Source organism: Amycolatopsis ruanii (assembly GCF_003385175.1).
In the GTDB taxonomy this organism is placed as follows: domain Bacteria; phylum Actinomycetota; class Actinomycetes; order Mycobacteriales; family Pseudonocardiaceae; genus Amycolatopsis_E; species Amycolatopsis_E thermalba.
This window is the reverse complement of sequence record NZ_PQHY01000088.1, coordinates 1-26,072: the sequence shown is the minus strand read 5'-3', so window position 1 is coordinate 26,072 and position 26,072 is coordinate 1. Positions and strand designations below refer to the sequence as shown.

Below are 26,072 nucleotides of genomic sequence, written 5' to 3'. Positions count from 1 at the left end.
ACCCCCGGCACGCGCCCCCGGGGCGCGTCCACCGCACCGGATGCCCCCGCCACCCCTCCGCGCACGCCAGCGCCACACCGCTCCCCGCTCGGCTCCCACTCCCCACCGCGCGCCCATCGCGGAGCCCCGACATCAGCGCACCGCGAAGCCACCGCACGAAAAAGCCCCGCACGGCGTTCCGTGCGGGGCCTTTTCGCTTGTCGCTAGAGCGGCCGGAACCCGACCCGCTCCGCGTCGTCCGCCGTGCGGAACCACACCTCCGCCACCATGCGGTTGTACTGCGGCGAGTCCTCGGTGCAGTACCGCAGCGCGGTCACGCTCGCCTTGACCGTGAACTCCTCCGACGGCTTCCCGCCACCGGGCCGCGGCATCGCCGATCCCGGGCCGAACGGCCCCGGCGGCACGGAGCTGTCCCGCGGCGTCGGCTCGAACAGCGACCCGCTGCGGCCACCTTCCTCGGGCCGGATCGGCTCACGCCGTTCGACGGTCCGCATCGAGGGCTGCGGCGGGTCGAAGGCGTGCGCGGACCGCCGCGGCTGCCGTTTGGGCAGGACCTGGGTGGTCTCGGTGGCGGTCTCCTCGTCGGCGGGCTGCTCCGGCTCCCCGGCCCCGAACGCGTAAGCCGGCGGCTCCGGTTCCGCCGGGGCGAACGGCGTGAAGGCCGATCCGGACTCCTGCATCCGCTGCGGCTCGGGAGCATGATCGGGATCGAACAACGACCCCCGCTCCGGCTCGGGAGCCTCCTCCAGCCCGGGCGGGTCCTGCTGGAACAACGAGCCGCGCCCGGCAGCCTCCCCACCGTCGAACAGCGACGCACGCCCAGCCGACTGCTCCTGCTCGACCCCCGCCTGCTCGAACAACGAGCCACGCCCGGCAGCCGCCTCATCCCGATCGACCGCGCCGCCAACCTGCTCCTGCTCGAACAACGAGCCACGTCCGGCAGCCGCCTCGTCCCGATCGACCGCGCCGCCGACCTGCCCCGGCTCAAAACCCGCCGCACTCGACTGCGAGAACACCGAACCCCGGCCCTGCTCGGCTCCGCCCACCGGACCGTGCCCAGCCGCCTGGTCCGGCTCGGCCACCCCGCCGAACCCGGCGTCGGCCTCCGGCCGCGAGTGCCGCGCACCCCGCGCGGGCTCCGAGCCAGCGTCACCCCGCGCGTGCTCGCCCACGTACAGCGCCCCGCGCTCGGCGGCGTCGTCCGGCTCGCGGCCGAACGCGTTGAAGACCGTCGTCGCGCCGGCCTGCGGCTCCTCCGGCTCGAACAGCGAGTCGTCGTCGATCTCGGACCCCGGCTGGTACCCGGGCGACCGTCCGGCGAGGCTGTCGCGCTCCAGCCAGGACGGCCGCGCGTGGTGCTCCTCCGAGCCGGGGGTCTCCGCCAGTTCCTTCCGCGCGACCGGCGCCGACACCGGCTCGCGCTCCATCGTGCGCGTCGGCTGCGCGGCGGGCGCGCTCTGCGCGGCGAGGAGCCTGCGCTCCAGGTGCCGGCTTCTCGCCTGAGCGGGCCGGGCCAGGAACAACCAGGTCAGCAGCACCCCGACCACGAATGCCGCCGCGCTCCACAGCCAGACCTGTCCGAAAATGGACATCCGTGCTGCCCTTCCTTTCCTACCGCGCGGTTACCACTCTCAGTGACGCCGCGACGGCCCGCGCATGACGCGCCGACGCGATCTTTACCGCGTCCGCGCGACGAGGTAGTCCGCGACGGACTCGCACGCGTCCCTCGCGGGCCCGGCCGGCAGCGGAGCCAGCTCGGTCCTCGCCCGCTGAGCGTAGTCCGACAGGGTGACCATGGCGCGGTCCAGGCCGGTGGACGCCCGGAGCAGGGTCAGGGCCTCCTCGACCAGCTCGACCTTGGTGATCGGGCCGGCCAGCAGCTCGACCAGCCGCGGCTCGGTGTCCGGGTCGGCCAGCGCGTACAGCATCGGCAGCGTGCGCACGCCTTCCCGCAGGTCGGTGCCCGGCGTCTTGCCGGACTCGTGCGACGGCGAGGCGATGTCGATGATGTCGTCGGAGATCTGGAACGCGGTGCCGATGATCTCGCCGAACCGCTGCATCGCGAGGATCGCGTCGGGCTTGGCGCCGGACACCATCGCACCGAACCGGCCGGAGGTGGCGATCAGCGATCCGGTCTTCTGCGCGATCACGGTGAGGTAGTGGTCCACCGGGTCCTCGCCCTCGCCCGGCCCGACGGTCTCCCGCATCTGCCCGGTGACCAGCTCGCTGAACGTCTCGGCGAGGATGCGGGCGGCATCGGTGCCCAGGTCGGACACCAGCCGCGAGGCGTGCGCGAACAGGAAGTCGCCGGTCAGGATGGCGATGCTGTTGGTCCAGCGGGCGTTGACGCTGGGCGCGCCGCGCCGCATCGTCGCCTCGTCCATCACGTCGTCGTGGTACAGCGTGGCCAGGTGCACCAGCTCGACGGCCGCCGCGGCGATCACGACGTCGGAGTGGTTGCCCTCGCCGAACTCGCCCGCGAGCAGGGTCAGCAGCGGACGAAAACGTTTGCCACCCGCCTCGACCAGGTGCGACGCGGCGTCGTGGACGGCCTGCACCTCGCTGCGCGCGGTGTCGCGCAGCAGCTTCTCGACGTCGTCCAGGCCAGCGGCCAGCGTGCGCAGCAGCTGCTCGTCGGCGATCCGCAGGCCCACGCTCCCGCGCAGCTCCTCGATCGTGCTACCCCGGTGCCGCACTGACACGTTGTCCGCCCTCTCCGCACTTCACTGACCGGTCCTCACCAGCGTAATGGCTGCACCCGGGGCGTTCGTGCGCCCTCTGCGAACCACTCCGGTGATGCGCGTGACAACCCGCCCCACACCATCGGGTGAGGCAGCCCGCAGGCGCTCCTGACCAGCACTAACGTTCCCGTCGTGACCAGCGGGCGGGCCCAGAACACCATCGTCGCGGCGATCATGCTCGGGATGCTGCTGGCCGCGCTCGACCAGACGATCGTCTCCACCGCCCTGCCGACCATCGTGGCCGATCTCGGCGGCGCGAACCACCTGTCGTGGGTGGTCACGTCGTACCTGCTCGCCGAGACGATCATGACGGTGCTGATCGGCAAGTTCGGCGACCTCTTCGGGCGCAAGCGGGCGTTCCTGGCCAGCGTGGTGCTGTTCCTCGCCGGGTCGTTCCTGTGCGGGTGGGCCGACTCGATGGGGATGCTCGTCGCGTTCCGCGCGCTGCAGGGCCTGGGCGCGGGCGGGCTGATGGTGACCTCGGCCGCGGTCATCGCCGACGTCGTCCCGCTGCGGGAACGCGGCAAGTACCAGGGTGCGATCGGGGCGGTGTTCGGCGTTTCGACGGTGGCCGGGCCGCTGCTCGGCGGGCTGTTCGTGGACCACCTGAGCTGGCGGTGGGCGTTCTACGTGAACGTGCCGCTCGGGGTGCTGGTGATCCTCGTGGCCGTGGTCGCGCTGCCCACGGTCAAGGCGGCGGTCAAACCACGCATCGACTACCTGGGGATCGTTCTCATCGCGCTCGCCTCGACCGGTCTGACGCTGGTGACGAGCTGGGGCGGCACCGTGTACCCGTGGGCGTCGCCGATGATCATCGGGATGGCCATCGGCTCGGTCCTGCTGCTGGTCGCGTTCGTGCTGGTCGAGCTGCGGGCCGAGGAGCCGATGCTGCCGATGCGGCTGTTCCGCGGCCGGGTGTTCTCGGTGGCCGGCATCCTGAGTTTCGTCGTCGGGTTCGCCATGCTCGGCGGCATCACCTACCTGCCGACGTACCTGCAGCGGGTGCAGGGCGCGAGCGCGACCGAGTCGGGGCTGCGGATGCTGCCGCTGGTGGTCGGGATGATGATCACCGCGCTGGTCAGCGGCATCGTGATCAGCCGGACCGGGCGGTACCGCGTCTTCCCGATCGCCGGCTCGCTGGTGCTGGCGCTGGGCCTGTACCTGCTGTCGCACCTGAACACCACCACGAGCTTCTGGGTCACCTCGGCGTACATGATCGTGCTCGGGCTGGGGCTCGGGTGCACCATGCAGGTGCCCACGATCGTCGTGCAGAACACCGCCGACTACGCCGACCTCGGGGTGGCGACGTCGGGCGTGAGTTTCCTGCGGACGCTGGGCAGTTCCTTCGGCGTGGCGGTGTTCGGCACGATCTACGCGAACAACCTGCCGGCCCAGCCGTCCACGGAGTCCTATGTGGACGCGATCCACACGATGTTCCTGATCGCCTCGCCGATCGGCCTGCTCGCACTGCTCGTTGCGTTGTTCCTCGAGGAGGTCCCGCTGCGGGACAGCTCGAAGGCGCTGACGTCGGGCAACAACGGTGTCGGCGAGGGCTTCGCGATGCCCGGCTCCGGGGACTCGCGGCAGGAGCTGGAGAAGGCCGTGGCGACGGTGTGGTCGAAGCAGAAGACCGATCCGGGGCCGGAGATCCTGGCCCGGTCCGGGGTGCCGCTGAGCTACGCGCAGGCGTGGCTGATCGCGCAGATCTACCGCAACAGCGTGGACGACGGCGACGCGACGTTGCAGGACATCGCCGCGCAGACCGGTGTTCCCGCGGGGATCTTCGAACCGACCGCGCGCCAGCTCGTGGCCGCCGGGCAGCTCGCCGAGGCCGACGGGCACTTCACGTTCACCGGGCACGGCAGCGACACGTTCGCGCGGCTGGTCGGCGCGTGGCGGCTGTGGGTGCTGGACAACGTGGCGGGCCCGGAAGCCGCCGCCGGGCGTGACCTCACGGCCTGCGTGGACGAGATCGCGACCCAGCTGATCAGCAACGGCCGGTCACTGACGCGGCCGGGACGACACGCGGCGCCGGTCGCCTAGCACACGCATCCGACAAAAACGCCACCCCGGCGGGAAAACCCACGCGACTTGTCCACATCGCCCTCAACCATCCACAGAATCTCGTTCTGTTTCCCACTCCGTCGCCACACCGGGCATGCTCGAGACATCCCTCCCGAAAGGAGCCTCGAGAAATGACCGAACAGACCCTGCCCGGCCGCCGCACCCGCAACCAGACCACCCACCTGGCCCTGGCAGAGGCACGCGAGCACGGACTGGCCCGGCGGCACCTGCGCAAGCTGATGCGCCTGGCACACAACAAACCCTGCCACTGCACCGAAGTACACCGACACACGTGTTCTTACCCCGACGTAGTGCACGCGCTGAATCCCACACGCACAACGGCCGACTCAGGTTGATCACCTACGCCGGAGGTGCCCCGGCAGCATCAAGCTCGAGCGGAGGCGCACGAGCGCGGACTGGCCCGCCGACACCGACACAAGCCCGATGCGCCTAGCGCACAACCAACCCTGCCACTGCGCCGAAGTACACCGGCACACGTGTTCCTATCCGGACGTGGTGCGAGCGCTGGATACGACCTGACCCGAAACGCGGAAGTGCCCTCCGCCCGGGATGGGCGAAGGGCACTTCCGAACAGCGTGGTCGTCAGAAGGCGAAGGCGCCCGCTCCCGCCCAGTCGAGCGCGAAGGCGGGGGCGACACCGAGCAGCAGGGTGATGATCACGCCGAGCGTGATCGCCGCCGTGGTGAACGCGCCCGGCACCGTCACCGTCGGGCCGTCGGGGGCCGGCTTGCTGAAGTACATCAGCACGACCACCCGCAGGTAGAAGAACGCCGCGACGGCGCTGAACACCAGCGCGATCACCACCAGCGGCGCCATGCCGTCCCGCAGCGCCGCCGAGAACACGACGAACTTGCCGACGAACCCGCTGGTGAGCGGGATCCCGGCCAGAGCGAGCAGGAGGAAGGTGAACACCCCGGCCAGCACGGGCGACCGCTTGGCCAGGCCGGCCCACGCCGACAGGTGCGTGGCCTCGCCCTTGGCGTCACGCACGAGCGAGACCACCCCGAACGCGGCGAGCGTGGTGAAGCCGTAGGCCAGCAGGTAGAACAGCGTGCCGGACAGGCCCTGGTCGGTCATCGCGAGCGTGCCGACGAGCAGGAAGCCGGCGTGCGCGATGGACGAGTAGGCGATCATGCGCTTGACGTCGGTCTGGGTGAGGCCGAGCACGGCGCCGATCGCCATGGAGATGATCGCGACCGCCCACAGCACGCCGCGCCACTCCCAGCTGGTCGACTCGAACCCGACGGTCAGCACGCGCAGGATGCCGCCGAACGCGGCGACCTTGGTGCAGGCCGCCATGAACCCGGTGACCGGGGTCGGCGCGCCCTGGTAGACGTCCGGCGTCCAGGTGTGGAACGGGCCGACCGAACCCTTGAACAGCAACCCGACCACGAGGAGGCCCATGCCCGCGAACAGCAGCATGTCCGAACGGTCCGAGCCGGCCGCGGCATTGGCGATGTCGGCCAGCTTGACCGAACCCGCGTAGCCGTACAGCAACGCGAGCCCGTAGAGGAAGAACGCCGACGAGAACGCCCCGAGGAGGAAGTACTTGACCGCCGCCTCTTGCGACAACAGGCGCCGGCGCCGGGCCAGTCCGCACATCAGGTACAGCGGCAGGCTCAGCACCTCGAGCGCGATGAACATGGTGAGCAGGTCGTTGGCCGCGCAGAACGTCATCATCCCGCCCAGCGCGAACAGCGCCAGCGGGAAGACCTCGGTCTGCATCCCGGTCGAGCCGACCTGGGCCCGGTCCTGCACCGTGCCCGGCCGGATGGCGGCCTGCGCCACGAAGGCGCCGCCCGGCTCCACCGAGCGGTCCGCGATCAGCAGGATCGCGGGCAGCGCGAGGGCGAGCAGGGTGCCCCACAGGAACAGGGCGGGCTTGTCGACCGACACCGCGCCGCTGAGGGTGGTCAGACCCTTGACCGGCGAACCGCTGACGTACACGGCCAGCGCGACGCCGGCGGCGGCCAGCCCGGTCAGGCTGAGCAACACCTGCGACGGCCACCGCATGTGCCGGGGCAGGAACGCCTCGAACAGCACGCTGACGCACGCCGCGCCGAGCACGATCAGCACCGGCAGGATCGCGTCGTACGCGATCTGCGGTGCGGTGATTTGCCCTTGCTGGGCCAGAATCCCGAGCATTTCACTGGCCTCCGTTGAGTGCGGAAAGCGTCGCGTCGACCGACGGGGTCACCGTGTCCAGCACGGGTTGGGGGAAGAAGCCGAGCCCGATGATCAGCACGACCATCGGCACCAGGACCGCCAGCTCCCGGCCGCCGAGGTCCCGGATCGTCTTCCGGGCGCCCAGCTCGGGGCCGATCGCGGTGCCCGGGCCGCCCCCGGCGCCGACCAGCGCGGTCCCCCGCACCGGGCCGGTCATCAGGCGCTGGTACAGCCAGAGCACGTAGGCCGCGGCGAGCACCATGCCGACGGTGGCGAGGGTCGCGAACACCGGCTGGGTCTCGAAGGCGCCCAGCAGCACCAGGAACTCACTGACGAACGAGTTGGTACCCGGGAGGGACAAAGTGGACAGACCCGCGATGAGCAGCATGCCGCCGAGCAGTGGCGTCAGCTTGAACATACCGCCGTAGTCGGAGATCCGGGTGGACCCGCCGCGCGCGATCACCAGGCCCAGCACCACGATCAGCATGCCGGTCGCGAGGCTGTGGTTGAGCATGTAGGTCACCGCGCCGACGGCCGCCTGCTGGGTGAAGGCGAAGATGCCCAGCGCGATGAACCCGAAGTGGGCGATCGAGACGTAGGCGACGAAGCGTTTCATGTCCTGCTGCCCGGCGGCGAGGATCGAGCCGTAGAGCACGCCGATCACGGCGAGCACCAGCACCAGCGGCGCCAGGTCCTTGCTCGCCTCGGGGAACATCGGCAGGCAGTAGCGCAGGAAACCGAACGTGCCGACCTTGTCCAGCACGCCGACCAGCAGCACGGCGACGCCGATGGGCGCCTCCCCGGCCGCGTCGGGCAGCCAGGTGTGGAACGGCACGAGCGGCGCCTTGATCGCGAACGCCAGGAAGAACCCGAGGAACAGCCAGATCTGGGTGCTCGTGGGCGCGTCCCGCACCACCGTGACCAGCGTCGCCCAGTCGAAGGTGCCGTTGCCCAGCTCGTCGGCGGCGAGCGAGTAGGCCCCGATCGCCGAGGCCAGCATGATCAGACCGCCGAGGAAGGAGTACAGGAAGAACTTGACCGCCGCGTACTGCCGGTTCGCGCCGCCGTAGCCGCCGATGAGGAAGTACATCGGGATCAGCATGATCTCGAACAGCACGTAGAAGAGGAACACGTCGGTGGCGGCGAACACCGCGATGGTGATGGCCTCCTGCACCAGGATCAGCGCGAGGAAACCACCCGCGCTGCGGTCCTGCGGCAGCTTGTCCGCCGTGCCCAGGGCGCCGATGACGATCGGCACCAGGAACGCGATAACGGCGATCATCACCAGGGCGATGCCGTCGATGCCGAAGGAGATGTGCACGCCGAAGCTCGGGATCCAGTCCATCGAGCTGGTGTGCTGCAGGCGGGCGCCGTCCGGCTGGTAGGTCGCCCACGTCGGGATGATCATCGCCAGCTCGACGAGGGCGAACACCACCGCGGCGACGGTGGCGAGCCGATCGTTGCGGCGCAGCCCGGTGACGACGCACGCGCCGACCAGCGGCCAGAGGATGAGGGCCAGTACCCAGGTCATGAGAACCTCACCATCAGCAGTGCGGCGACGAGGACGAACGAGCCGGCCAGCATCGACAGGGCGTACGAGCGGACGAAGCCGGTCTGCAGTCTGCGCAGCCTCCCGGACCCGCCACCGAGGGCGGCGGCCAGGCCGTTGACGGCGCCGTCGACGCCACGGCTGTCGAGGTAGACCGAGAACCGGGTGAGCCACATGCCCGGGGTCGCGACCAGTGCCTCGTTGACCGCGTTGCCGTACAGGTCCTTGCGGGCCGCCTTGACGACGGCGGAGACGTTCTCCGGCCGCTCGACCGGGGTGTCCCGGCGCCCGACGACGAGCCAGGCGAGCAGCACGCCGAGCGCGGACAGGGCGACCGTGATCCACGGGATGAGCGCGTGCGGGATCGCGGTGTGCTCGGCCTCGCCGAGTTCACCCAGTGCCGGGGCGAGCCATTCGGAGAGGCGGTCGCCGAGGGCGAAGAACGCGCCGGCGCCGAGCGAGCCCCCGGCCAGCACGATCATCGGCACGGTCATCACCGGCGGCGACTCGTGCGGGTGGAACTCCTTGCCCTCGGCGGTGCGCAGGTCCCGCCAGCGTTCCTTGCCGAAGAAGGTGAGCAGCATCAGCCGGGTCATGTAGAACGCGGTCAGCGCGGCGCCGAGCATCGCGGCGAGGCCGAACACCCAGCCGCGCCAGCCCTCCTGACCGAAGGCGGCCTCGATGATCGCGTCCTTGGAGAAGTAACCCGACAGGAAGGGGAACCCGATGAGCGCCAGGTAACCGAGCCCGAAGGTGACGAACGTGATCGGCATGTGCCGGTACAGGCCGCCGAACTTGCGCATGTCGACCTCGTCGTTCATGCCGTGCATGACCGACCCGGCGCCGAGGAACAGGCCGGCCTTGAAGAAGCCGTGCGTGAGCAGGTGCATGATGCCGAGCGCGTAGCCGAACGGCCCGAGCCCGACGGCCAGCATCATGTAGCCGATCTGGCTGACCGTCGAGTACGCGAGCACCTTCTTGATGTCGTCGTAGGCGCAGCCGATGATGCACCCGATCAGCAGGGTTATCGCGCCGACGAGGGTGACGATCAGCCGGCCCGTCTCGGTCTCGTTGTAGATCGGGTTGGCGCGCGCCACCAGGTACACGCCGGCGGTGACCATGGTGGCGGCGTGGATCAGGGCCGACACCGGGGTCGGGCCTTCCATGGCGTCCGGGAGCCACGCCTGGAGCGGGAACTGGCCGGACTTACCGCACGCGCCGAGGAGCAGCAGGATCGCGATGGCGGTGATCACGGCCGGCGGTGCGTCGCCGATGCGGTCGAACACGCCCGCGTAGGTGACCGTGCCGAGGTACTTGAACATCAGGAAGATCGCGAGCGCGAGCCCGACGTCACCGACGCGGTTCATCAGGAACGCCTTCTTCGCGGCGGTCGCCGCGGACGGGCGGTCCGAGTACCAGCCGATGAGCAGGTACGACGCCAGGCCGACGCCCTCCCAGCCGAGGTAGAGCGTCACGAAGTTGTTGCCCAGCACCAGAACCAGCATGGAGGCCACGAAGAGGTTCAGGTAGCCAAAAAATCGACGCCGAGCGACGTCCTCTTTCATGTAGCCGATCGAGTAGATGTGGATCAGCGCGCCCACACCGGTGATCAGCAGGATGAAGACGAGCGAGAGCGCGTCGATCCGCAGGCCGAAGTCGATCTGGAGGTCACCGACGCCGATCCAGGTGAACATCCTGGTGTCGGTCACGTGCCCGTCGCTGCCGAAGAACAGCACCAGGCCGTACACGAACGACGCGATGACGGTCGCGCAGCCGAGCAGGTGTCCCCAGCGGTCGGTGCGCCTGCCCCCGGCCAGCAGGACGAGCGCGCCGAGGGCCGGGAACGCGACCAGCAGCCACGATGATGCGATCACTCTCGAGCTCCTAGTACTTGAGCAGGTTGGTGTCGTCGACCGAGGCCGACCGGCGGGTCCGGAAGATGGCCATGATGACCGCCAGCCCGACGACGACCTCGGCGGCGGCGACGACCATCACGAAGAACGCCATCACCTGGCCGTCGAGCCCGCCGTTGATGCGGGAGAACGTGACCAGGGAGAGGTTCACGGCGTTGAGCATCAGCTCGATGCACATGAACACGACGATGGCGTTGCGCCGCACCAGCACGCCGACCGCGCCGATGGCGAACAGCAGGGCCGAGAGCAGCAGGTAGTAGGTGGGGGTCATTCCTCGTCACCCTTCCCGACCAGCGCGTGGGCGTCGGGCTGCGGTTCGGTGCCCTCGACCTGCTTGCGCTCGGCTTCGAGGCGGGCCGTGGGCGTGGACTCGATGATCGTGGACAGCGACTCGGGCGCGACCGAGCCGTCGGGCAGGATCGCGGGGGTCGTGACCGAGTGGGAGGTGGCGAACACACCGGGCCCCGGCTTGGGCGAAATGCGTTCGTACTCGCCGCGGAACCGGGCCTCGACGAGTTCCTTCTGCGAGCGGCGGCCGCGCTTCTCGGTGAAGGCGAGCACCATGGCTCCCAGCGCCGCGGTGATCAGCAGCGCCGAGGTGAGCTCGAAGGGGAACAGGTAGTCGGTGAAGATGAGGCGGCCGAGGCCACCGGCGTTGCCGTCCGGCGCGGGCGCCGGGGTGACGTTGGCGAGTGCCCGGGTGAGCGCGGTGGCCATCAACCCGGCGATGCCGACGCCGAGGATGCCGCCCCACAGGCGCTGCCCCCGCAGCACCTCGACGACGGAGTCGGAACTCTCGCGGCCCACGAGCATCAGCACGAACAGGAACAGCATCATGATCGCGCCGGTGTAGACGATGATCTGGGTGAACCCGAGGAACGGCGCCCGCTGGACCATGTAGAGGATGCCCAGCGAGAACATCGTGAGGGCCAGGAAGAGCGCCGAGTGAACCGCATTGCGCGCGAAGATGAGCCCGAGGGCGCCCAGAAGGGCCACCGGACCGAGAATCCAGAACGCGATGGCCTCCCCGGTGGAGACCACCTCGGCGGCCTGTGCCAGCACCATCACCGCACCTCCCCTCGAACGGCCCCCGGCCACTGGCCGAGGCTTGCGGATGAGGATGTCGTCCTGACCGCCACCACCCGGTGGAGACCGTCGGCGCGACCCGGTGGGGTCGGGTGCGGCAACTGGTCACCGGAGACCGGCAACGCCGGGGGGGTCATTGGATTGCCTCCTCGCGGGAGGTTTCTACCGTTTCGCCCGGTGGGACGCCTCTGCCGCGGGCCAACTCGGGGCCGTGCACGTAGTAGTCCTGCTCGTCGTCGCCCAGGCGCATGGGGTGTGGGGGTTGCTCCATGCCCGGCAGGAGCGGCGCCAGCAGGTCCTCCTTGGTCCAGATCAGCTTCTGGCGGTCGTCGTCCGCCATCTCGTAGAAGTTGATCATCGTCAGGGAGCGGGTGGGGCACGCCTCGACGCACAGGCCGCAGCCGATGCACCTCAGGTAGTTGATCTGGTAGTCCTTGCCGTACCGCTCGCCGGGCGAGTACCGGGCGTCCTCGGTGTTGTCGCCGCCCTCGACGAAGATCGCGTCCGCCGGGCACGCCCACGCGCACAACTCGCAGCCGACGCACTTCTCCAGCCCGTCCGGGTGCCGGTTGAGCTGGTGCCGCCCGTGGTAGCGCGGCGCGGCCGGGGCGCCGATCTCCGGGTACTCCTCCGTCGCCACCTTCTTGAACATCGTGCCGAACGTGACGCCGAAACCCTTGATGGGGTCAAACAGTCCCATCGGAACCCTCCTTCCCGGCGCCCACCTGGGCAGGCTCCGAAGTACGACCCGCCACCCGGCGCCGGCGCTTCCCGGCGCCCCGCTCGGGCACCTCGGGCACACGCAAATCCAGCGGTGGCAACGGGAAGCCGCCACCGGTCACCGGCACCGAACCGTCGCCGGTCTGCTTCTTCTCGGGCACCAGCAGCGCGATCGCCACCGCGACCACCACCACGATCGCCCCGCCGATCAGGATCTGGCCCGTCGACAGCCCGCCGTTGTTCCGGATCGCCCGGATCGACGCGATGATCACGATCCACACCAGGTTCGCCGGCACCAGGACCTTCCAGCCCAGCTGCATGAACTGGTCGTAGCGGAACCGCGGCAGCGTCCCCCGCAGCCAGATGAACCCGAACAGCAACGCGAACAGCTTCACCGTGAACCAGATCAGCGGCAGCCACCCCTGGTTCAGCGGCGAATCCAGCCCGACGAACGGGAACATCCAGCCGCCCAGGAACAGCGTCGTCGCGAACGCCGAGACGATCACCATGTTCACGTACTCGGCGAGGAAGAACATCGCGAACTTCATCGACGAGTACTCGGTGTGGAACCCGCCGACCAGCTCCGACTCCGCCTCCGGCAGGTCGAACGGCGCCCGGTTCGTCTCACCCACCATCGAGATCAGGTAGATCACGAAACTCGGCAGCAGCAGGTAGAAGTACCAGCCGCGGGCCTGCGCGTCGACGATCGCACCGGTCGCCATCGACTGCGAGTACAGCACCACGCCGACGATCGACAGGCCCATCGCGATCTCGTACGAGATCACCTGCGCCGCCGACCGCAGCCCGCCGAGCAGCGGGTACGGCGACCCGGACGACCACCCGGCCAGCACGATCCCGTACACGCCCACCGACGAGCAGGCCAGGATCAGCAGCACCCCGACCGGCAGGTCGACCAGCTGCAGCACGGTCTGCTCACCGAAGATCGACACCCGCGGCCCGAACGGGATCGCGGCCAGCGCGATCAACGCGGGCACCGCGGACAGCACCGGCGCCAGGAAGTACACCTTCCGGTCGGCGCCGTCCGGGATGATCTGCTCCTTGAACGGCAGCTTGATCGCGTCCGCCAGCGACTGGAAGTAGCCGCCGGGGCCGACGCGGTTCGGACCGGGCCGGTTCTGCATCCGGCCGATCGCCTTGCGCTCCCACACGATGAGGAAGATCGTCAGGAGCGGCCCGATCAGCAGGACCACGACCGTCTTGAGCAGGATCAGCCACCACGGGTCGTCCGCGAGCAGCTCGGCACGGGTCATCTGATCCGGCGCCTGCAGCAGCAACGGTGTCATCGCCGCACTCCCTCGATGTTGACGACCGCCCCGTGCCCGGCGCCGAGTGTCTTCCGCAGCCGCGAGCCGTCGGAGTTGCCCGGCAGCCACACGACGTCGTCGGGCAGGTCGGCGACCTCGACCGGCAGCGTGATCGCACCCCGCTCGGTGGAGACCGTGACCTCGTCACCGAGCTCGGCCGCGGTCTTCGCCGACACCCGCGCCACCACGCGCCGCGCGGTGCCCGCCAGGTGCGGCTCGTCCACCTGCAGCGAGCCCTCGTCCAGCAGCTGCCGCCAGCTCGCCAGCCGCGCCTGTCCCGGCCCGACCTCGGCGGCGGCACGCGCGGCTCCGGACTCCCAGAACTTGCCGTGCGCGGCGCCCGACGAGCCCAGCCGGGCGAAGTCGGCGTACGCGGCCGCCGGGGTCTGCGTGAACAGGTCGGCGTCCATCTCGACGGCGAGCGTGTCCAGCACCCGGCAGTCCGGCAGGGCGCCGGTGCCTTCGAGCGTCGCGTCGAACACGCGGCGCCGGCCCTCCCAGTTCACGAAGCTGCCGGACTTCTCGACCACCGGCGCGATCGGCAGGACCACGTCCGCGTGCTCGGTCACCGTGCTCGCCCGCATCTCCAGGCTCACCACGAACTCCGCCCGCGACAGCGCCCGCCGCGCCAGCTCCGGGTCCGGCAGGTCGTCCAGGTCGACCCCGCCGACGACCACGCCGGACAGGTACCCGCCGGCCAGCGCGCCGATGATGTCGTTCGTGTCGCGCCCCGGCTCGGCCGGCACCGGGGCGCCCCACACCGCCTCGACCTCGGCCCGTGCCGCGTCGTCGGTGACCGGGCGGCCGCCGGGCAGCAGCGACGGTGCGGCGCCGGCCTCCAGCGCGCCGCGCTCACCGGCCCGGCGCGGGATCCAGGCGACCTTCGCGCCGGTCCGCGCCGCCAGCCGCCGCACCGCGGCGAACAGGCCCGGCACCTCGGCCGCCCGCTCCCCGACCAGTACGACCGCGCCGTCGGCGCCCAGCGCCGACTCGACGTCCGGCGCGTGCTCCGGGATGCCGTCCAGCGCGGCGGCCTCCGACCCGGGCACGCAGGCCAGCAGCTCGCCGGACGTCTTGCGCACCGACGGCGTCGTCCACTGTCCCAAGTGGACCACGCGGGTGCGCTTCTTGCGGGCGGCCTTGCGCAGCCGGAGGAAGACGATCGGCGCCTCCTCCTCGGGCTCGAACGCCACGCACAGCACCGTCGGCGCGTTCTCGATCGCCCCGAACGTCACGCCGTGCTCCGGCGTCGTGCCCGCCACCTCGGCGGCGAGGAAGTCCAGCTCCTCCGGCGAGTGCGCCCGCGCCCGGAAGTCGATGTCGTTGGTGCGCAACGCGACCCGCGCGAACTTCGCGTAGGAGTAGGCGTCCTCCAGGGTCAGCCGGCCACCCGCGAGCACCGCGGCGCCGCGGCTGTCCCGCGCCTTCGCCAGTCCCTCGGCGGCGACGCGCAGCGCCTCCGTCCACGGCGCTTCCCGCAGCTCACCGGAGGCGTCGCGCACCAGCGGCCGCCGGATCCGGTCGGCCGCCGTGGCGTACCGGAACGCGAAGCGGCCCTTGTCGCAGATCCACTCCTCGTTGACCTCGGGGTCGTTGGCGGCGAGCTTGCGCATCACCTTGCCGCGCCGGTAGTCGGTGCGTTCGGCGCAGCCGGACGAGCAGTGCTCGCACACGCTCGGCGCGGACACCAGGTCGAACGGCCGCGACCGGAACCGGTACTGCGCGCTGGTCAGCGCCCCGACCGGGCAGATCTGGATGGTGTTGCCGGAGAAGTACGACTGGAACGGCGCGCCCGACGACGTGCGCGAGGCGAGGTCGAACACGTCCGCGGTCTCCGCCGTGCCGATCTGCTGGTGCGCGCCACGCTCCAGCAGGTCGATGAACGGGTCGCCGGCGATCTGCGCGGAGAACCGCGTGCACCGCTGGCACAGCACGCACCGCTCGCGGTCGAGCAGCACCTGCGTCGAGATCGGCAGCGGCTTCGGGAAGGTGCGCTTGGTGTCGCGGAACCGCGAGTCGGCGCGGCCGTGGGCCATCGCCTGGTTCTGCAGCGGGCACTCGCCGCCCTTGTCGCACACCGGGCAGTCCAGCGGGTGGTTGATGAGCAGCAGCTCCATCACGCCCTGCTGGGCCTTGTCCGCGACCGGCGAGGTCAGCTGCGTCTTGACGACCATCCCGTCGGCGACGGTCATCGTGCACGACGCCTGCGGTTTCGGCATCGGCCGCCCGCCCATCTCGACCTCGACCAGGCACTGGCGGCAGGCCCCGGCCGGGTCGAGCAGCGGGTGGTCGCAGAACCGCGGGATCACCGTGCCGAGCCGCTCCGCGGTGCGGATCAGCAGCTCACCCTTGGGCGCGATGACCTCCTCGCCGTCGATGGTCAGCTTCACGTGCCCCTCGGGCACCGGCGTCTCGGTCTTGGGGTTCTCTGGCGCGATCGTCATGCCTGTGCTCCCACCAACTCGCGCTTGTTGCTCTCGCACAGGGCGAGGAATTCGTCGCGGAAGTACTTGATCCCGCTGGTGATCGGGCTGACCGCGCCGTCACCGAGGGCGCAGAACGACCGGCCCAGGATGTTGTCGCAGACGTCCAGCAGCGTGTCGATGTCCTCGGCGGTGCCCCGCCCCTCGACCATCCGCTCCAGGATCTGCGCCAGCCAGTACGTGCCCTCGCGGCACGGCGTGCACTTGCCGCACGACTCGTGCTCGTAGAACTTCGTCCACTTCATCACGGCCCACGGGACCGACACGGTCTCGTTGAACACCTGCACCGCGGTGGTGCCGAGCATCGACCCGGCCTCCGCGGCGCCCTCGAAGTCGAGCGGGATGTCCAGGTGCTCGGCGGTGAACATCGGCGTGGACGACCCGCCCGGCGTCCAGAACTTGAGCGGGATGCCGTCCTTCATGCCGCCGCACAGTTCCAGCAGCTCGCGCAGGGTCGTGCCGAGCGGCGCCTCGTACTGGCCCGGCTTCTCGACGTGCCCGGAGATCGAGTAGATCTTCGGGCCCGGCGACTTCTCCCGGCCCATCTTGCGGAACCAGTCGGCGCCGCCGTTGACGATGAACGGAACGCTCGCGATGGTCTCGACGTTGTTCACCGTGGTCGGCGCCGCGTAGAGACCGGCGGCCGCGGGGAACGGCGGCTTGAGCCGCGGCTGGCCGCGGCGGCCCTCCAGCGAGTCGAGCAGCGCGGTCTCCTCACCGCAGATGTACGCGCCCGCCCCGGCGTGCACGGTGATGTCCAGGTCGAACCCGGACCCGAGGATGTCGCGGCCCAGGTACCCGGCGCGGTAGGCCTCGCGCACGGCCGCGTTGAGCCGCCGGTACGGGTGCAGCGCCTCGCCGCGCACGTAGATGAAGCAGTGGTGCGACCGCATCGCGTAGGCGGCGATGATGCAGCCTTCGATCAGCGAGTGCGGGTCGGCCATCATCAGCGGGATGTCCTTGCAGGTCCCCGGCTCGCCCTCGTCGGCGTTGATCACGAGATAGTGCGGCTTGTCCTCGTTGGGCGGCATGAACGACCACTTCACGCCGGCGGGGAAGCCCGCACCGCCGCGGCCGCGCAGACCGGAGTCCTTGACCAGCTGCACCAGCTGCTCGGGCGTGCCACGTAACGCCTTGCGCAGCGCGGTGTAGCCCTCCAGCTGTTCGTAGGTGGACAGTCGCCAGGAGTTGGGAGACAGCCAGCGCTTGGTGAGTACCGGCGTCAGCGGGTCGCTCATTTCTTTTCCACCTCCGGCAACGGCACGTCGTCCGCCATGACCGGGGCGGTCCAGCCCCGCTCCTGGGCGATCCGCGCACCCATCAGGGTCTCCGGCGCCTGGGACGGTCCGTCCACCTGCGCCCGGTAGGTCTCTTCGTCCTCCGGGAAGAACCCGGCCAGCTGCAACTCGGCGCTCTTGAAGTCGCCCAGCGGCGCGCCCCGCGACGGTTGCGGCTTCTCGCCGCGCCGCAACGCGTCGACCAGTTCCACCGCGCTGTCCGGCGTCTGCTTGTCGTAGTACTCGTAGTTGACCTGCAACACCGGCGCGAGGTCGCAGGCCGCCAGGCACTCGGCGTGCTCCAGCGTGATCGAGCCCGGCTCACCGGGCGTGCCCGCGGTTTCCTCGTGCCCCAGCGGTTTCCCGTCCTCGCCCAGGTGTTCCTGCAGCGTGCGGTAGATCGCGTCGCCACCGAGCGCGGCGCACAGCGTGTTCGTGCACACGCTCACCAGGTGCTCGCCGCACGGCTTGCGCTTGTACATCGTGTAGAACGTGACGACCGCGCTGACCTCGGCCTCGGACAGCCCGAGCTGCTCCGCGCAGAACGTCACGCCCTCCTGGCTGACGAACCCCTGCACCGACTGCACCAGGTGCAGCATCGGCAGCAGCGCCGACCGGGACTGCGGGTAGCGGGCCATCAGCTCCTGCGCCTTGGCCACGGTGTCCGCGTCGAACGTTTCCTTAGCTGTGGTCATCGATCCACTCCGCCCATGACCGGGTCCACCGACGCGACCGCCGCGATCACGTCGGCCACCAGGCCGCCCTCTGACATCGCCGGCAGGGACTGCAGGTTGACGAAACTCGGTTCCCGGACGTGCACGCGCATCGGCCGGGTGCCGCCGTCGGAGACGAGGTGGAAGCCCAGCTCGCCGCGCGGCGACTCGACCGTGGAGTACACCTGGCCGGGCGGCACCTTGAAGCCCTCGGTGACCAGCTTGAAGTGGTGGATCAGCGACTCCATCGACTGGCCCATGATCTTGCGGACGTGCTCCAGCGAGTTGCCCATGCCGTCGCTGGAGATCGACAGCTGCGCGGGCCAGGCGACCTTCTTGTCCTCCACCATGACCGGGCCCGGCTCGATCATCTTCAGGCACTGCCGGATGATCCGCAGCGACTGGTGCATCTCCTCGACCCGGCACAGGTACCGGCCCCAGCAGTCGGCCTCGGTCGAGGTCGGCACGTCGAACTCGAACTCGTCGTAGCGCGAGTACGGCTGGATCTTGCGCAGGTCCCACGGCAGGCCCGCGGACCGCAGCACCGGGCCGGTGACGCCGAGCGCGAGGCACGCGTCCACCGGCAGGTACCCGACGCCCTTGAGCCGGTTGCGCCAGATCGGCTGGCCGGTGAACAGCTTGTCGTACAGGGGAAGGCGCTCGTCCATCACCTTGACGAACTCGCCGACCTTCTCCTTCCAGTCGGCCGGCAGGTCCTGCGCGATCCCGCCGGGGCGGATGAACGCGTGGTTCATGCGCAGCCCGGTCAGGTACTCCAGCAGGTGCAGCACCTCTTCGCGCTCGCGGAACCCGAAGGTCATCGCGGTGGTGGCGCCCAGCTCCATGCCGCCGGTGGCGATGTAGACCAGGTGCGAGCCGATGCGGTTGATCTCGCAGAGCATGACGCGGATCAGCTCGGCCCGGCGCGGGGCCTGGATGCCGAGCAGCTTCTCCACGCCCAGGCAGTAGCCCAGCTCGTTGAACAGCGGGGACAGGTAGTCCATGCGCGTCACGAACGTGACGCCCTGGGTCCAGGTCCGGTACTCGCAGTTCTTCTCGATGCCGGTGTGCAGGTAGCCGATGACCGACCGCAGCTGGGTGACCGTCTCGCCCTCCAGCTCCAGCACGAGCCGGAGCACGCCGTGCGTGGACGGGTGCTGCGGGCCCATGTTGATGACGATCCGCTCGTCGTGCTGGGCGTCCTCCAGCACGTCGTCCCAGTCACCGCCGCTGACGTGGTAGATGCGGCCTTCGGTGGTGTCCCGGGATTCGGCGTACTCGGCGGTGCTGTCCGCGCTGTCGCGGCCCGGGTCCGAGGTGTCCGTGCCGGTGCTGACGTCCGAGAGTCGTTCCGTCGTCACGAGTACGACCTCCGCTGATCGGGGGGCGGGATCTCCGCGCCCTTGTACTCCACCGGGATCCCGCCGAGCGGGTAGTCCTTGCGCTGCGGGTGACCGTCCCAGTCGTCCGGCATCAGGATCCGGGTCAGGGCCGGGTGGCCGTCGTAGACGATGCCGAACAGGTCCCACGCCTCGCGTTCCTGCCAGTCGGCGGTCGGGTAGACCGCCACGATGGACGGGATGTGCGCGTCCTCGATGTCGACGGCGACCTCCAGCCGGATGCGCCGGCGGTAGGTCATCGACGTCAGGTGGTACACCGAGTGCAGCCGCTGCGGCACGTCCGGCCCGTAGTCCACACCGGACACCGAGCTGCACAGCTCGAACCGCAGCCCGGCGTCGTCGCGCAGGATGCGGCACATCGCGACGAGGTGCGCGCGGTCGACGTAGAGGGTGATCTCGCCGCGGTCGACGGTCACCTGGTGCACCGCCTCGGCCGGCACGTCGTTCTCGGCCAGCGCGGCGAAGAACTGGTCGGCGAACTCGTCGAACCAGCCGCCGTAGGGCCGTTCCGCCGGTGCCGGCAGGTAAGCCGGCAGCCGCAGCCCGCCGTAGCCGGAGGTGTCGCCGCTGTCGGAGACGCCGAACATGCCGCGGCGCTCGCGGCCGGCGACGATCGGTTGCGCCGGGCGCGGGCCACTCGGCTCCAGGCCGGTGTCCTGACGCTGGGCGCTGGACTGTTCGCCGCCGGTCTCGGGGTTCTCTTCAGCCATGCCGCATCACTTCTTCGCGTACTTGATCGACGACGGGATCAGCTCGGTCTGGTGCCCGGCCAGTGCCGCGGCGCGACGCGGCCCGAGCGGCTCGTCCTGGATCTTGGCGTGCAGCTTGAGGATCGCGTCGAGCAGCATCTCCGGGCGGGGCGGGCAGCCCGGCAGGTACATGTCGACCGGCACGATGTGGTCCACGCCCTGCACGACGGCGTAGTTGTTGAACATGCCGCCGGAGGAGGCGCAGACGCCCATCGCGAGCACCCACTTCGGCTCGGCCATCTGGTCGTAGATCTGACGCAGGACCGGGGCCATCTTCTGGGTGACCCGCCCGGCGACGATCATCAGGTCGGCCTGGCGCGGGGTCGCGGAGAAGCGCTCCATGCCGAAGCGGGCGATGTCGTAGCGGGAGCCGCCGACGGTCATCATCTCGATCGCGCAGCAGGCGAGCCCGAAGGTGGCCGGCCACAGCGAGTTCTTGCGCGCCCAGTTGACCAGCTTCTCCAGGCTGGCCAGCAGGATGCCGTTGGGGAGCTGCTCTTCGAGTCCCATGACGTCCCTCCCCTAGTTCCAGTCGAGCCCGCCGCGACGCCAGACGTAGGCGTAGGCGAAGCCGACGGTCGCGATGAACAAGACGATCTCCACCAGGCCGAACAGGCCGAGCGCGTCCGCCGAGACGGCGAACGGGTAGAGGAAGACCATTTCGATGTCGAACAGGATGAACAGCATCGCGGTGATGTAGTAGGCGACCGGCATGCGGCCGCCGCCCACCAGCGGCTGCGGGGACGGTTCGATCCCGCACTCGTAGGCCATCTGCTTCGCCCGGTTGTACCGGCGCGGGCCCACCAGCGGGCCGAGCAGCACGGAGAACACCGCGAACCCCGCGGCGAGGACGAACAACAGGACCAGCGGCAGGTACATCTCCAGCCCCGGGGACGAGGCCGCCTGCGCGAGGGGGAACTGCGACATCAGCACGGTGATTGCCGTCCTTTCCGCGCCGTTGCGAACGTGCCGCTTGTGAAACTGTTCACAATCTCCCGTGCGGGGTTGTGAAGCGGTTCACAAAGCATAGGGGCAGTGTAGGACGTGGCTCACATTGTTGTCGCGGGGTGTTTCGGGTAAGGCGAACCTAACCAAAGGATGCCCTGGTGGGCGGCCATAAGCCCGAGACCTGCACGAAAAGGATCTTCCCGATCACGCAACGCGAAAGACGTGTGACGTAACCCACGGTGAGCGGGCGCAACCAGGCCCGGTTGCGAGTCAGATCACGCGTCCGGACATGTGACGGAGGTCATCCGACGCGCCGCGGCACGCACTCGCGCGCGAACGCGGGACTCGCGCGCAGGAGCGCAGGACTCGCCCGCGCGAACGTGGGACTCGCCCGCAGGAGCGTGGAACTCGCGCGCGCCGCGAGTCCCACGTTCCGGGGCGCGAGTCCCACGTTCCGGGGCGCGAGTTCTGCACTCGGGACTATCGCCGGGGCGGGGCGCCGGCCTCACGGAGGCGCACACCGCTGGCCCGCGGTGGGGTCTCAGGCGCTGGGCGTCAACCGCGCGGCCAGGGAGATCATCCGGTCCACCGCGTCGCCGCCCTTGGCGTCGTAGCAGCCGGACAGGCCCTTGTAGATCAGCGGGATCAGCGGGTTGATCCGCAGGCCGTACTTGGTCGCCGCGCGCATGACCTTCGGGTTGCCGATCGCCTTCGCGAAGACGTTGCCCAGCCGGTAGTAGCCGCCCATCAGCTCCTTCAGCGCGAGCGGGTACCCCCGCAGCGCGCGCTCCCGCGACGAACCCTCGGGCCGGGCCAGCGCCTGCACCACGAACTCCGCCGCGAGCTGCGCCGACTCCATCGCCGCCGAGATGCCCTCGCCGTTGAACGGGCTCACCATGCCGCCCGCGTCGCCGAGCAGCAACAAACCGTCGCGGTAGTGCGGGGTGCGGTTGAAGCCCATCGGCAGGCCGGCGCCGCCGATCCGGCCGATCGCGTTCTCCTCGCGGTAGCCCCACTCCTCCGGCGTCGAGTCGAGCCACTGCCGCATCAGCGCGCGGTAGTCCGTGTTCCGGAACGACTTCGACGTGGACAGCATCCCCAGCCCGACGTTCACCGTGCCGTCGCCGAGCGGGAACGCCCAGCCGTAGCCGGGCAGCAGCTGCGGGTTGCGCGGGTCCTTGCGGTCCCACAGCTCCAGGTGGCCCTCGATGAACTCATCGTCGTGCCGCGGGCTCCGGTAGTACCGGCGCACGGCGACACCCATCGGGCGCTTCTCGTCGGTCTCGATGCCGATCGACCGGGCCAGCCGCGCGGACACGCCGTCACACGCCAGCACCAGCGGCGCGTGGTAGCGGACCGGGGTCTTCTCGGGCCCCTGCTTGCCCTCCACGCCGATGACGCGCCCGGTGCGCTCGTCGGTGATCGCGCCGGTCACGGTGGTCCGCTCCAGCAGCCGGGCGCCGGCCTTGACCGCGGTCTTGGCCAGCAGGTCGTCGAAGTCCTGGCGGGTGCGCGAGACGCCGTAGGGCGGGTAGCTGGTCAGCTCCGGCCAGTCCAGCTCCAGCGTCAGCTCCGCGGTGAGGATCCGCAGGCCGCGGCTGTGCACCCAGCCGGCCTCCCGGCTGGTGTCGATGCCCAGGTCGATGAGCTGCTTGACGCCGCGCGGGGTGAGGCCGTCGCCGCACACCTTCTCGCGCGGGAACTCGGTCTTCTCCAGCACCAGGACGTCGATCCCGGCGCGCGCCAGGTACGTCGCGACGGTGGATCCGGCCGGGCCCGCGCCGACGACGATTACCTGAGCGTCCTGGGTCATGCCTCGGAGTTTACGGAAGGCTTCACGGCACGATGGATCGCGACGACGCCGAACGTCAGGTTCAGCCACTCCACCTTCGTCCAGCCCGCGCTCGCGATGATCTGCGCCAGGGTGCGCTGGTCGTGCCAGGCGGCCATGGATTCGGCCAGGTAGGAGTAGGCCTCGGGGTTGGTCGAGGAGAACCGGCCGAGCAGGGTCATGGCCCGCAGGATGAACCGCTTGTAGACGAACCGGATCGGCGGGAACGTGGGCGTCGACACCTCGCAGATGACCAGCCGCCCGCCCGGCTTGACCACGCGCGCGATCTCTTCGAGCGCGGCCTTCGTGTCGACGAAGTTGCGGATGCCGAAGCTGATCGTCGCGGCGTCGAAGCTGCCGTCGGCGAAGGGCAGGTGCAGCGCGTCGGCGGCGACCATCGGGACGCGGCGGTGCTTGCCGCTGCGGAGCATGCCGAGCGAGAAGTCCGCGGCCAGGCACCACGCGCCGCCGCGCGCGTACTCGGCGGTGGACACCCCGGTGCCGGCGGCGGGGTCGAGCACCTTCTCCCCGCGGCTGGCGTCCAGGACGCGGGACGTCGTCGTGCGCCATCGGCGGTCGAACCCGAACGTCATGACCGAGTTCGCCCGGTCGTAGCCCTCCGAGACGCCGTCGAACATGGCGGCGACCTCGTGCGGATCTTTGTCGAGGCTCGCACGTGACATGTCAGGAGCGTAAAGCAGATAACATGCCGCGCACGCTCGCGGGCCAGGCGAACTCCTCCGCCCGGGCGCGGGAAGCCGCACGTCGCAGGTCCTCCGGGTGCTCCAGCAGGCCGGTCACGGCGCTCGCGAAGGCCCGCGGCACGTCCGGCACCGCGGCCCCGCAGCCGGGCCGGACGATCTCCCGCAGCGCCGAGGACCGCGACACCACCACCGGCGTCCCCGACGCCAGCGCCTCCAGTGCCGCGAGCCCGAACGTCTCGTGCGGGCCGGGGGCGAGCGAGACGTCCGCGCTGGCCAGCAGCCGCGCCACCGCGGTCCGGTCGGACACGAACCCGAGGAACGTGACCGGCAGCCCGCGCGCCCGCCGCTCCAGCGCCCGCCGCCGCGGCCCGTCCCCGGCGATCACCAGCCGCACCCGGTCGCCGGACTCGGTCAGCTCGGCGACGGTGTCCACACTGCGCTCGACGTGCTTCTCCGGCGACAGCCGTCCACAGTGGACAAGCAACGCGTCGGCGCCGGAGGCCAGCTCGGCACGCAGCCCGGCGTCGTGGTACCGCGGCTGGAAGGCGGCCAGATCGACGCCCAGCGGGACCTGCCGGACGTTGGCGACGCCGATCCGGTCGAACTCCTCGCGCGCGAACGACGTGGTGCAGACGACCGTGTCGTAGTTGCCCGCCATCCGCCGGTTGGCGGCGTCGGCGACCCGGCGGGCCAGCGGTCCGGGCACGAGGAACTGCTCCAGCAGCCGGTCCAGCCGCTCGTGCGAGATCACCACGCTGGGCACGTCGTGCCGGTGCGCCCACACCCCCATCCCGCGCAGGGTCAGCCGGTCCGACACCTCCAACCGGTCCGGGCGCAGCGCCGACAGCAACGCGCGCACCCGGTACGGGTCGACCGCTCGGTATCCGCCGGTGCCGGGGATCTTCGGCGCGGGCAGGCTGATCCGGCGCACGCCCGTGGACAGCTGCTCCTCGGCGTGCCGGGGTCCCGGCACGACCAGCGTCACGCGGTGACCACTCGCCACGTACCCGGCGCCCAGGTGGTGCAGCGCGGTGCGCAGACCACCGGAGCGCGGCCCGTAGAAGTTCGCCAGCTGGACGATGTGCATGGCATCAGGCGGCTCGCGCGACGCGGCCGGTGACCACCTCGTAGTGCCGCACCAGCTCCGCGCACACCGCCGGCCAGGTCCGGCCCAGCACAACCTTGCGGGCCTTGGTTCCCAGCCGCTCGCGCAGCGCCGGGTCACGCAGGTCACGCACGCGCCGCACCAGTTCCTCGGCGAACCCGGCCGGGTCCGGCGGCAGCAGGTAGCCGGTGCGGCCGGGCAGGACCAGGTCGCGCGGACCGCCCGCGTCCGGCGCCAGCACCGGCAGCCCGGAGGCCATCGCCTCCTGCACCGCCTGGCAGAACGTCTCGTGCGGTCCGGTGTGGACGAACACGTCGAGGCTCGCGTAGGCCGCGGACAGCTCCTCGCCGTAGCGGGCGCCGAGGAAAGCGGCGCCGGGCAGGCGTTCGGCCAGCTCCTCGCGGTCCGGCCCGTCGCCGACGACCACCAGCCGCACGCCGTCCACGCCGGCCAGCGCGGCGAGCCTGCCGACCTCCTTCTCCGGCGCCAGCCGCCCGACGAACCCCACCAGCAGCTCGCCCTGGCGGGCGAGCCGGGCGCGCAGCTCCGCGTCGGCGTGCGCGGGCGAGAAGCGCTCGACGTCCACGCCCCGGCCCCAGCGGTGCACGCGGGGCACGCCGTGCGCGCGCAGGTCGTCCACGGACTGGGTGGACGGCGCCAGCGTCCGGTCGGCCTTCGAGTGCAGCCGCCGCACCCACCGCCACGCCGCCCGCGCGCCCAGGCCGAGCCCGTACGCGGTGGCGAACCCGGCGATGTCGGTCTGGAACACCGCGATCGCGGGCACCCGCAGGCGCCGGGCCGCGGCCAGCCCACGCGCGCCGACCACGAACGGCGAGGCCAGGTGCACCACGTCCGGCCCGAACGCGGTGAGCGCGGTCAGCACCGTACGGGTGGGCAGGCCGATCGGCAGCGAGTTGACCACCGGCAGGTCCAGCGCGGGGATCCGCACCACCGGCGCGCCCCGGTAGTGCGTGGGCCCGGTGAGGCCGGGCGCGACCACCATCACGTCGTGGCCGGTGCCGGTGAGGTGCTCGATGACCCGCAGCACGGAGTTGGTCACGCCGTTCACCTGCGGAAGGAAGCTTTCGGTGACGATGGCGACGCGCACGATGCCACCGTGGCAGCCGGTCCGGTTCGGGCGGAAAAGCCCGCGTGACGAGGGAACCAACGGTGCCCGAACTTCACGAAGCTTTCTCCGCTTCACCTGGGTGTCGCGTCCCGGACACTTGGTGCCGCCACACTCGGCTGGCGTGACCCTCCTCTCCGCCCGCCCACCC

The 26,072-nt window shown here is 70.6% G+C and carries 22 protein-coding genes; 2 read left to right on the top strand and 20 right to left on the bottom strand.

What is annotated here, in order from left to right:
- Positions 1-203 precede the first annotated feature (203 nt).
- Positions 204-1,592 (bottom strand): hypothetical protein, encoded by a 1,389-nt coding sequence (locus D0D28_RS37115; RefSeq protein WP_240323427.1) that lies wholly within the window; start codon positions 1,590-1,592, stop codon positions 204-206.
- 84 nt (positions 1,593-1,676) lie between these two features.
- Positions 1,677-2,696 carry a polyprenyl synthetase family protein gene (locus D0D28_RS30845; protein WP_116114582.1) on the bottom strand — a complete coding sequence of 340 codons (1,020 nt, stop codon included), beginning with the start codon at positions 2,694-2,696 and terminating at the stop codon, positions 1,677-1,679.
- A gap of 219 nt (positions 2,697-2,915) precedes the next feature.
- Here D0D28_RS30845 and D0D28_RS30840 point away from each other — a divergent pair, with 219 nt between their 5' ends.
- Positions 2,916-4,784 (top strand): MDR family MFS transporter, encoded by a 1,869-nt coding sequence (locus D0D28_RS30840; RefSeq protein WP_233157087.1) that lies wholly within the window; start codon positions 2,916-2,918, stop codon positions 4,782-4,784.
- A 152-nt stretch (positions 4,785-4,936) separates the two neighbouring features.
- Positions 4,937-5,161 (top strand): hypothetical protein, encoded by a 225-nt coding sequence (locus D0D28_RS30835; protein WP_116114580.1) that lies wholly within the window; start codon positions 4,937-4,939, stop codon positions 5,159-5,161.
- Positions 5,162-5,408: 247 nt separating this feature from the next.
- Here D0D28_RS30835 and nuoN read toward each other — a convergent pair whose 3' ends face one another.
- From nuoN to D0D28_RS30745, 18 genes are all read right to left on the bottom strand, one after another.
- On the bottom strand, positions 5,409-6,971 hold the full coding sequence (gene nuoN, locus D0D28_RS30830) for an NADH-quinone oxidoreductase subunit NuoN (RefSeq protein WP_094003771.1): 1,563 nt from the start codon (positions 6,969-6,971) through the stop codon (positions 5,409-5,411).
- A 1-nt stretch (position 6,972) separates the two neighbouring features.
- Complete coding sequence (locus D0D28_RS30825) at positions 6,973-8,523, bottom strand: NADH-quinone oxidoreductase subunit M (protein WP_116114578.1); 1,551 nt, start codon at positions 8,521-8,523, stop codon at positions 6,973-6,975.
- Positions 8,520-10,415 (bottom strand): NADH-quinone oxidoreductase subunit L, encoded by a 1,896-nt coding sequence (gene nuoL, locus D0D28_RS30820; RefSeq protein WP_116114576.1) that lies wholly within the window; start codon positions 10,413-10,415, stop codon positions 8,520-8,522. Before nuoL ends, D0D28_RS30825 begins: the two co-directional genes overlap by 4 nt.
- A 10-nt stretch (positions 10,416-10,425) precedes the next feature.
- On the bottom strand, positions 10,426-10,725 hold the full coding sequence (gene nuoK, locus D0D28_RS30815) for an NADH-quinone oxidoreductase subunit NuoK (RefSeq protein WP_116114574.1): 300 nt from the start codon (positions 10,723-10,725) through the stop codon (positions 10,426-10,428).
- Positions 10,722-11,519, bottom strand: a complete 798-nt coding sequence (locus D0D28_RS30810; protein ID WP_094003767.1) for an NADH-quinone oxidoreductase subunit J — start codon at positions 11,517-11,519, stop codon at positions 10,722-10,724. The genes nuoK and D0D28_RS30810 overlap by 4 nt, the downstream gene beginning before the upstream one ends.
- 154 nt (positions 11,520-11,673) lie before the next feature.
- On the bottom strand, positions 11,674-12,240 hold the full coding sequence (gene nuoI, locus D0D28_RS30805) for an NADH-quinone oxidoreductase subunit NuoI (protein WP_094003766.1): 567 nt from the start codon (positions 12,238-12,240) through the stop codon (positions 11,674-11,676).
- The gene (gene nuoH / locus D0D28_RS30800; RefSeq protein ID WP_116114572.1) at positions 12,227-13,564 is read right to left on the bottom strand and encodes an NADH-quinone oxidoreductase subunit NuoH; all 1,338 of its coding nucleotides are present in this window, start codon (positions 13,562-13,564) and stop codon (positions 12,227-12,229) included. The genes nuoI and nuoH overlap by 14 nt, the downstream gene beginning before the upstream one ends.
- Positions 13,561-16,029 carry an NADH-quinone oxidoreductase subunit G gene (locus D0D28_RS30795; protein WP_116114570.1) on the bottom strand — a complete coding sequence of 823 codons (2,469 nt, stop codon included), beginning with the start codon at positions 16,027-16,029 and terminating at the stop codon, positions 13,561-13,563. The genes nuoH and D0D28_RS30795 overlap by 4 nt, the downstream gene beginning before the upstream one ends.
- The gene (nuoF, locus tag D0D28_RS30790; RefSeq protein WP_094003763.1) at positions 16,026-17,306 is read right to left on the bottom strand and encodes an NADH-quinone oxidoreductase subunit NuoF; all 1,281 of its coding nucleotides are present in this window, start codon (positions 17,304-17,306) and stop codon (positions 16,026-16,028) included. Before nuoF ends, D0D28_RS30795 begins: the two co-directional genes overlap by 4 nt.
- Positions 17,303-18,040: an NADH-quinone oxidoreductase subunit NuoE gene (gene nuoE, locus D0D28_RS30785; protein ID WP_094003762.1), complete on the bottom strand. Its 738-nt coding sequence runs from the start codon at positions 18,038-18,040 to the stop codon at positions 17,303-17,305. The genes nuoF and nuoE overlap by 4 nt, the downstream gene beginning before the upstream one ends.
- A complete protein-coding gene (locus D0D28_RS30780) occupies positions 18,037-19,419 on the bottom strand; it encodes an NADH-quinone oxidoreductase subunit D (RefSeq protein ID WP_094003761.1) in 1,383 nt (460 codons plus the stop codon). The genes nuoE and D0D28_RS30780 overlap by 4 nt, the downstream gene beginning before the upstream one ends.
- Complete coding sequence (locus D0D28_RS30775) at positions 19,416-20,168, bottom strand: NADH-quinone oxidoreductase subunit C (RefSeq protein WP_116114568.1); 753 nt, start codon at positions 20,166-20,168, stop codon at positions 19,416-19,418. The genes D0D28_RS30780 and D0D28_RS30775 overlap by 4 nt, the downstream gene beginning before the upstream one ends.
- Before the next feature lie 6 nt (positions 20,169-20,174).
- Complete coding sequence (locus D0D28_RS30770) at positions 20,175-20,717, bottom strand: NuoB/complex I 20 kDa subunit family protein (protein WP_020417415.1); 543 nt, start codon at positions 20,715-20,717, stop codon at positions 20,175-20,177.
- A 12-nt stretch (positions 20,718-20,729) separates the two neighbouring features.
- Positions 20,730-21,134, bottom strand: coding sequence for an NADH-quinone oxidoreductase subunit A (locus D0D28_RS30765; protein WP_094003816.1), 405 nt, complete (start codon positions 21,132-21,134; stop codon positions 20,730-20,732).
- A gap of 562 nt (positions 21,135-21,696) precedes the next feature.
- Positions 21,697-22,968, bottom strand: a complete 1,272-nt coding sequence (locus tag D0D28_RS30760) for a geranylgeranyl reductase family protein (RefSeq protein WP_116114566.1) — start codon at positions 22,966-22,968, stop codon at positions 21,697-21,699.
- The gene (locus D0D28_RS30755; protein WP_116114564.1) at positions 22,965-23,669 is read right to left on the bottom strand and encodes a demethylmenaquinone methyltransferase; all 705 of its coding nucleotides are present in this window, start codon (positions 23,667-23,669) and stop codon (positions 22,965-22,967) included. The genes D0D28_RS30760 and D0D28_RS30755 overlap by 4 nt, the downstream gene beginning before the upstream one ends.
- A 1-nt stretch (position 23,670) precedes the next feature.
- Positions 23,671-24,777, bottom strand: a complete 1,107-nt coding sequence (locus tag D0D28_RS30750) for a glycosyltransferase (protein ID WP_116114562.1) — start codon at positions 24,775-24,777, stop codon at positions 23,671-23,673.
- A 4-nt stretch (positions 24,778-24,781) separates the two neighbouring features.
- Positions 24,782-25,903, bottom strand: coding sequence for a glycosyltransferase family 4 protein (locus D0D28_RS30745; RefSeq protein ID WP_205413403.1), 1,122 nt, complete (start codon positions 25,901-25,903; stop codon positions 24,782-24,784).
- Positions 25,904-26,072 lie beyond the last annotated feature (169 nt).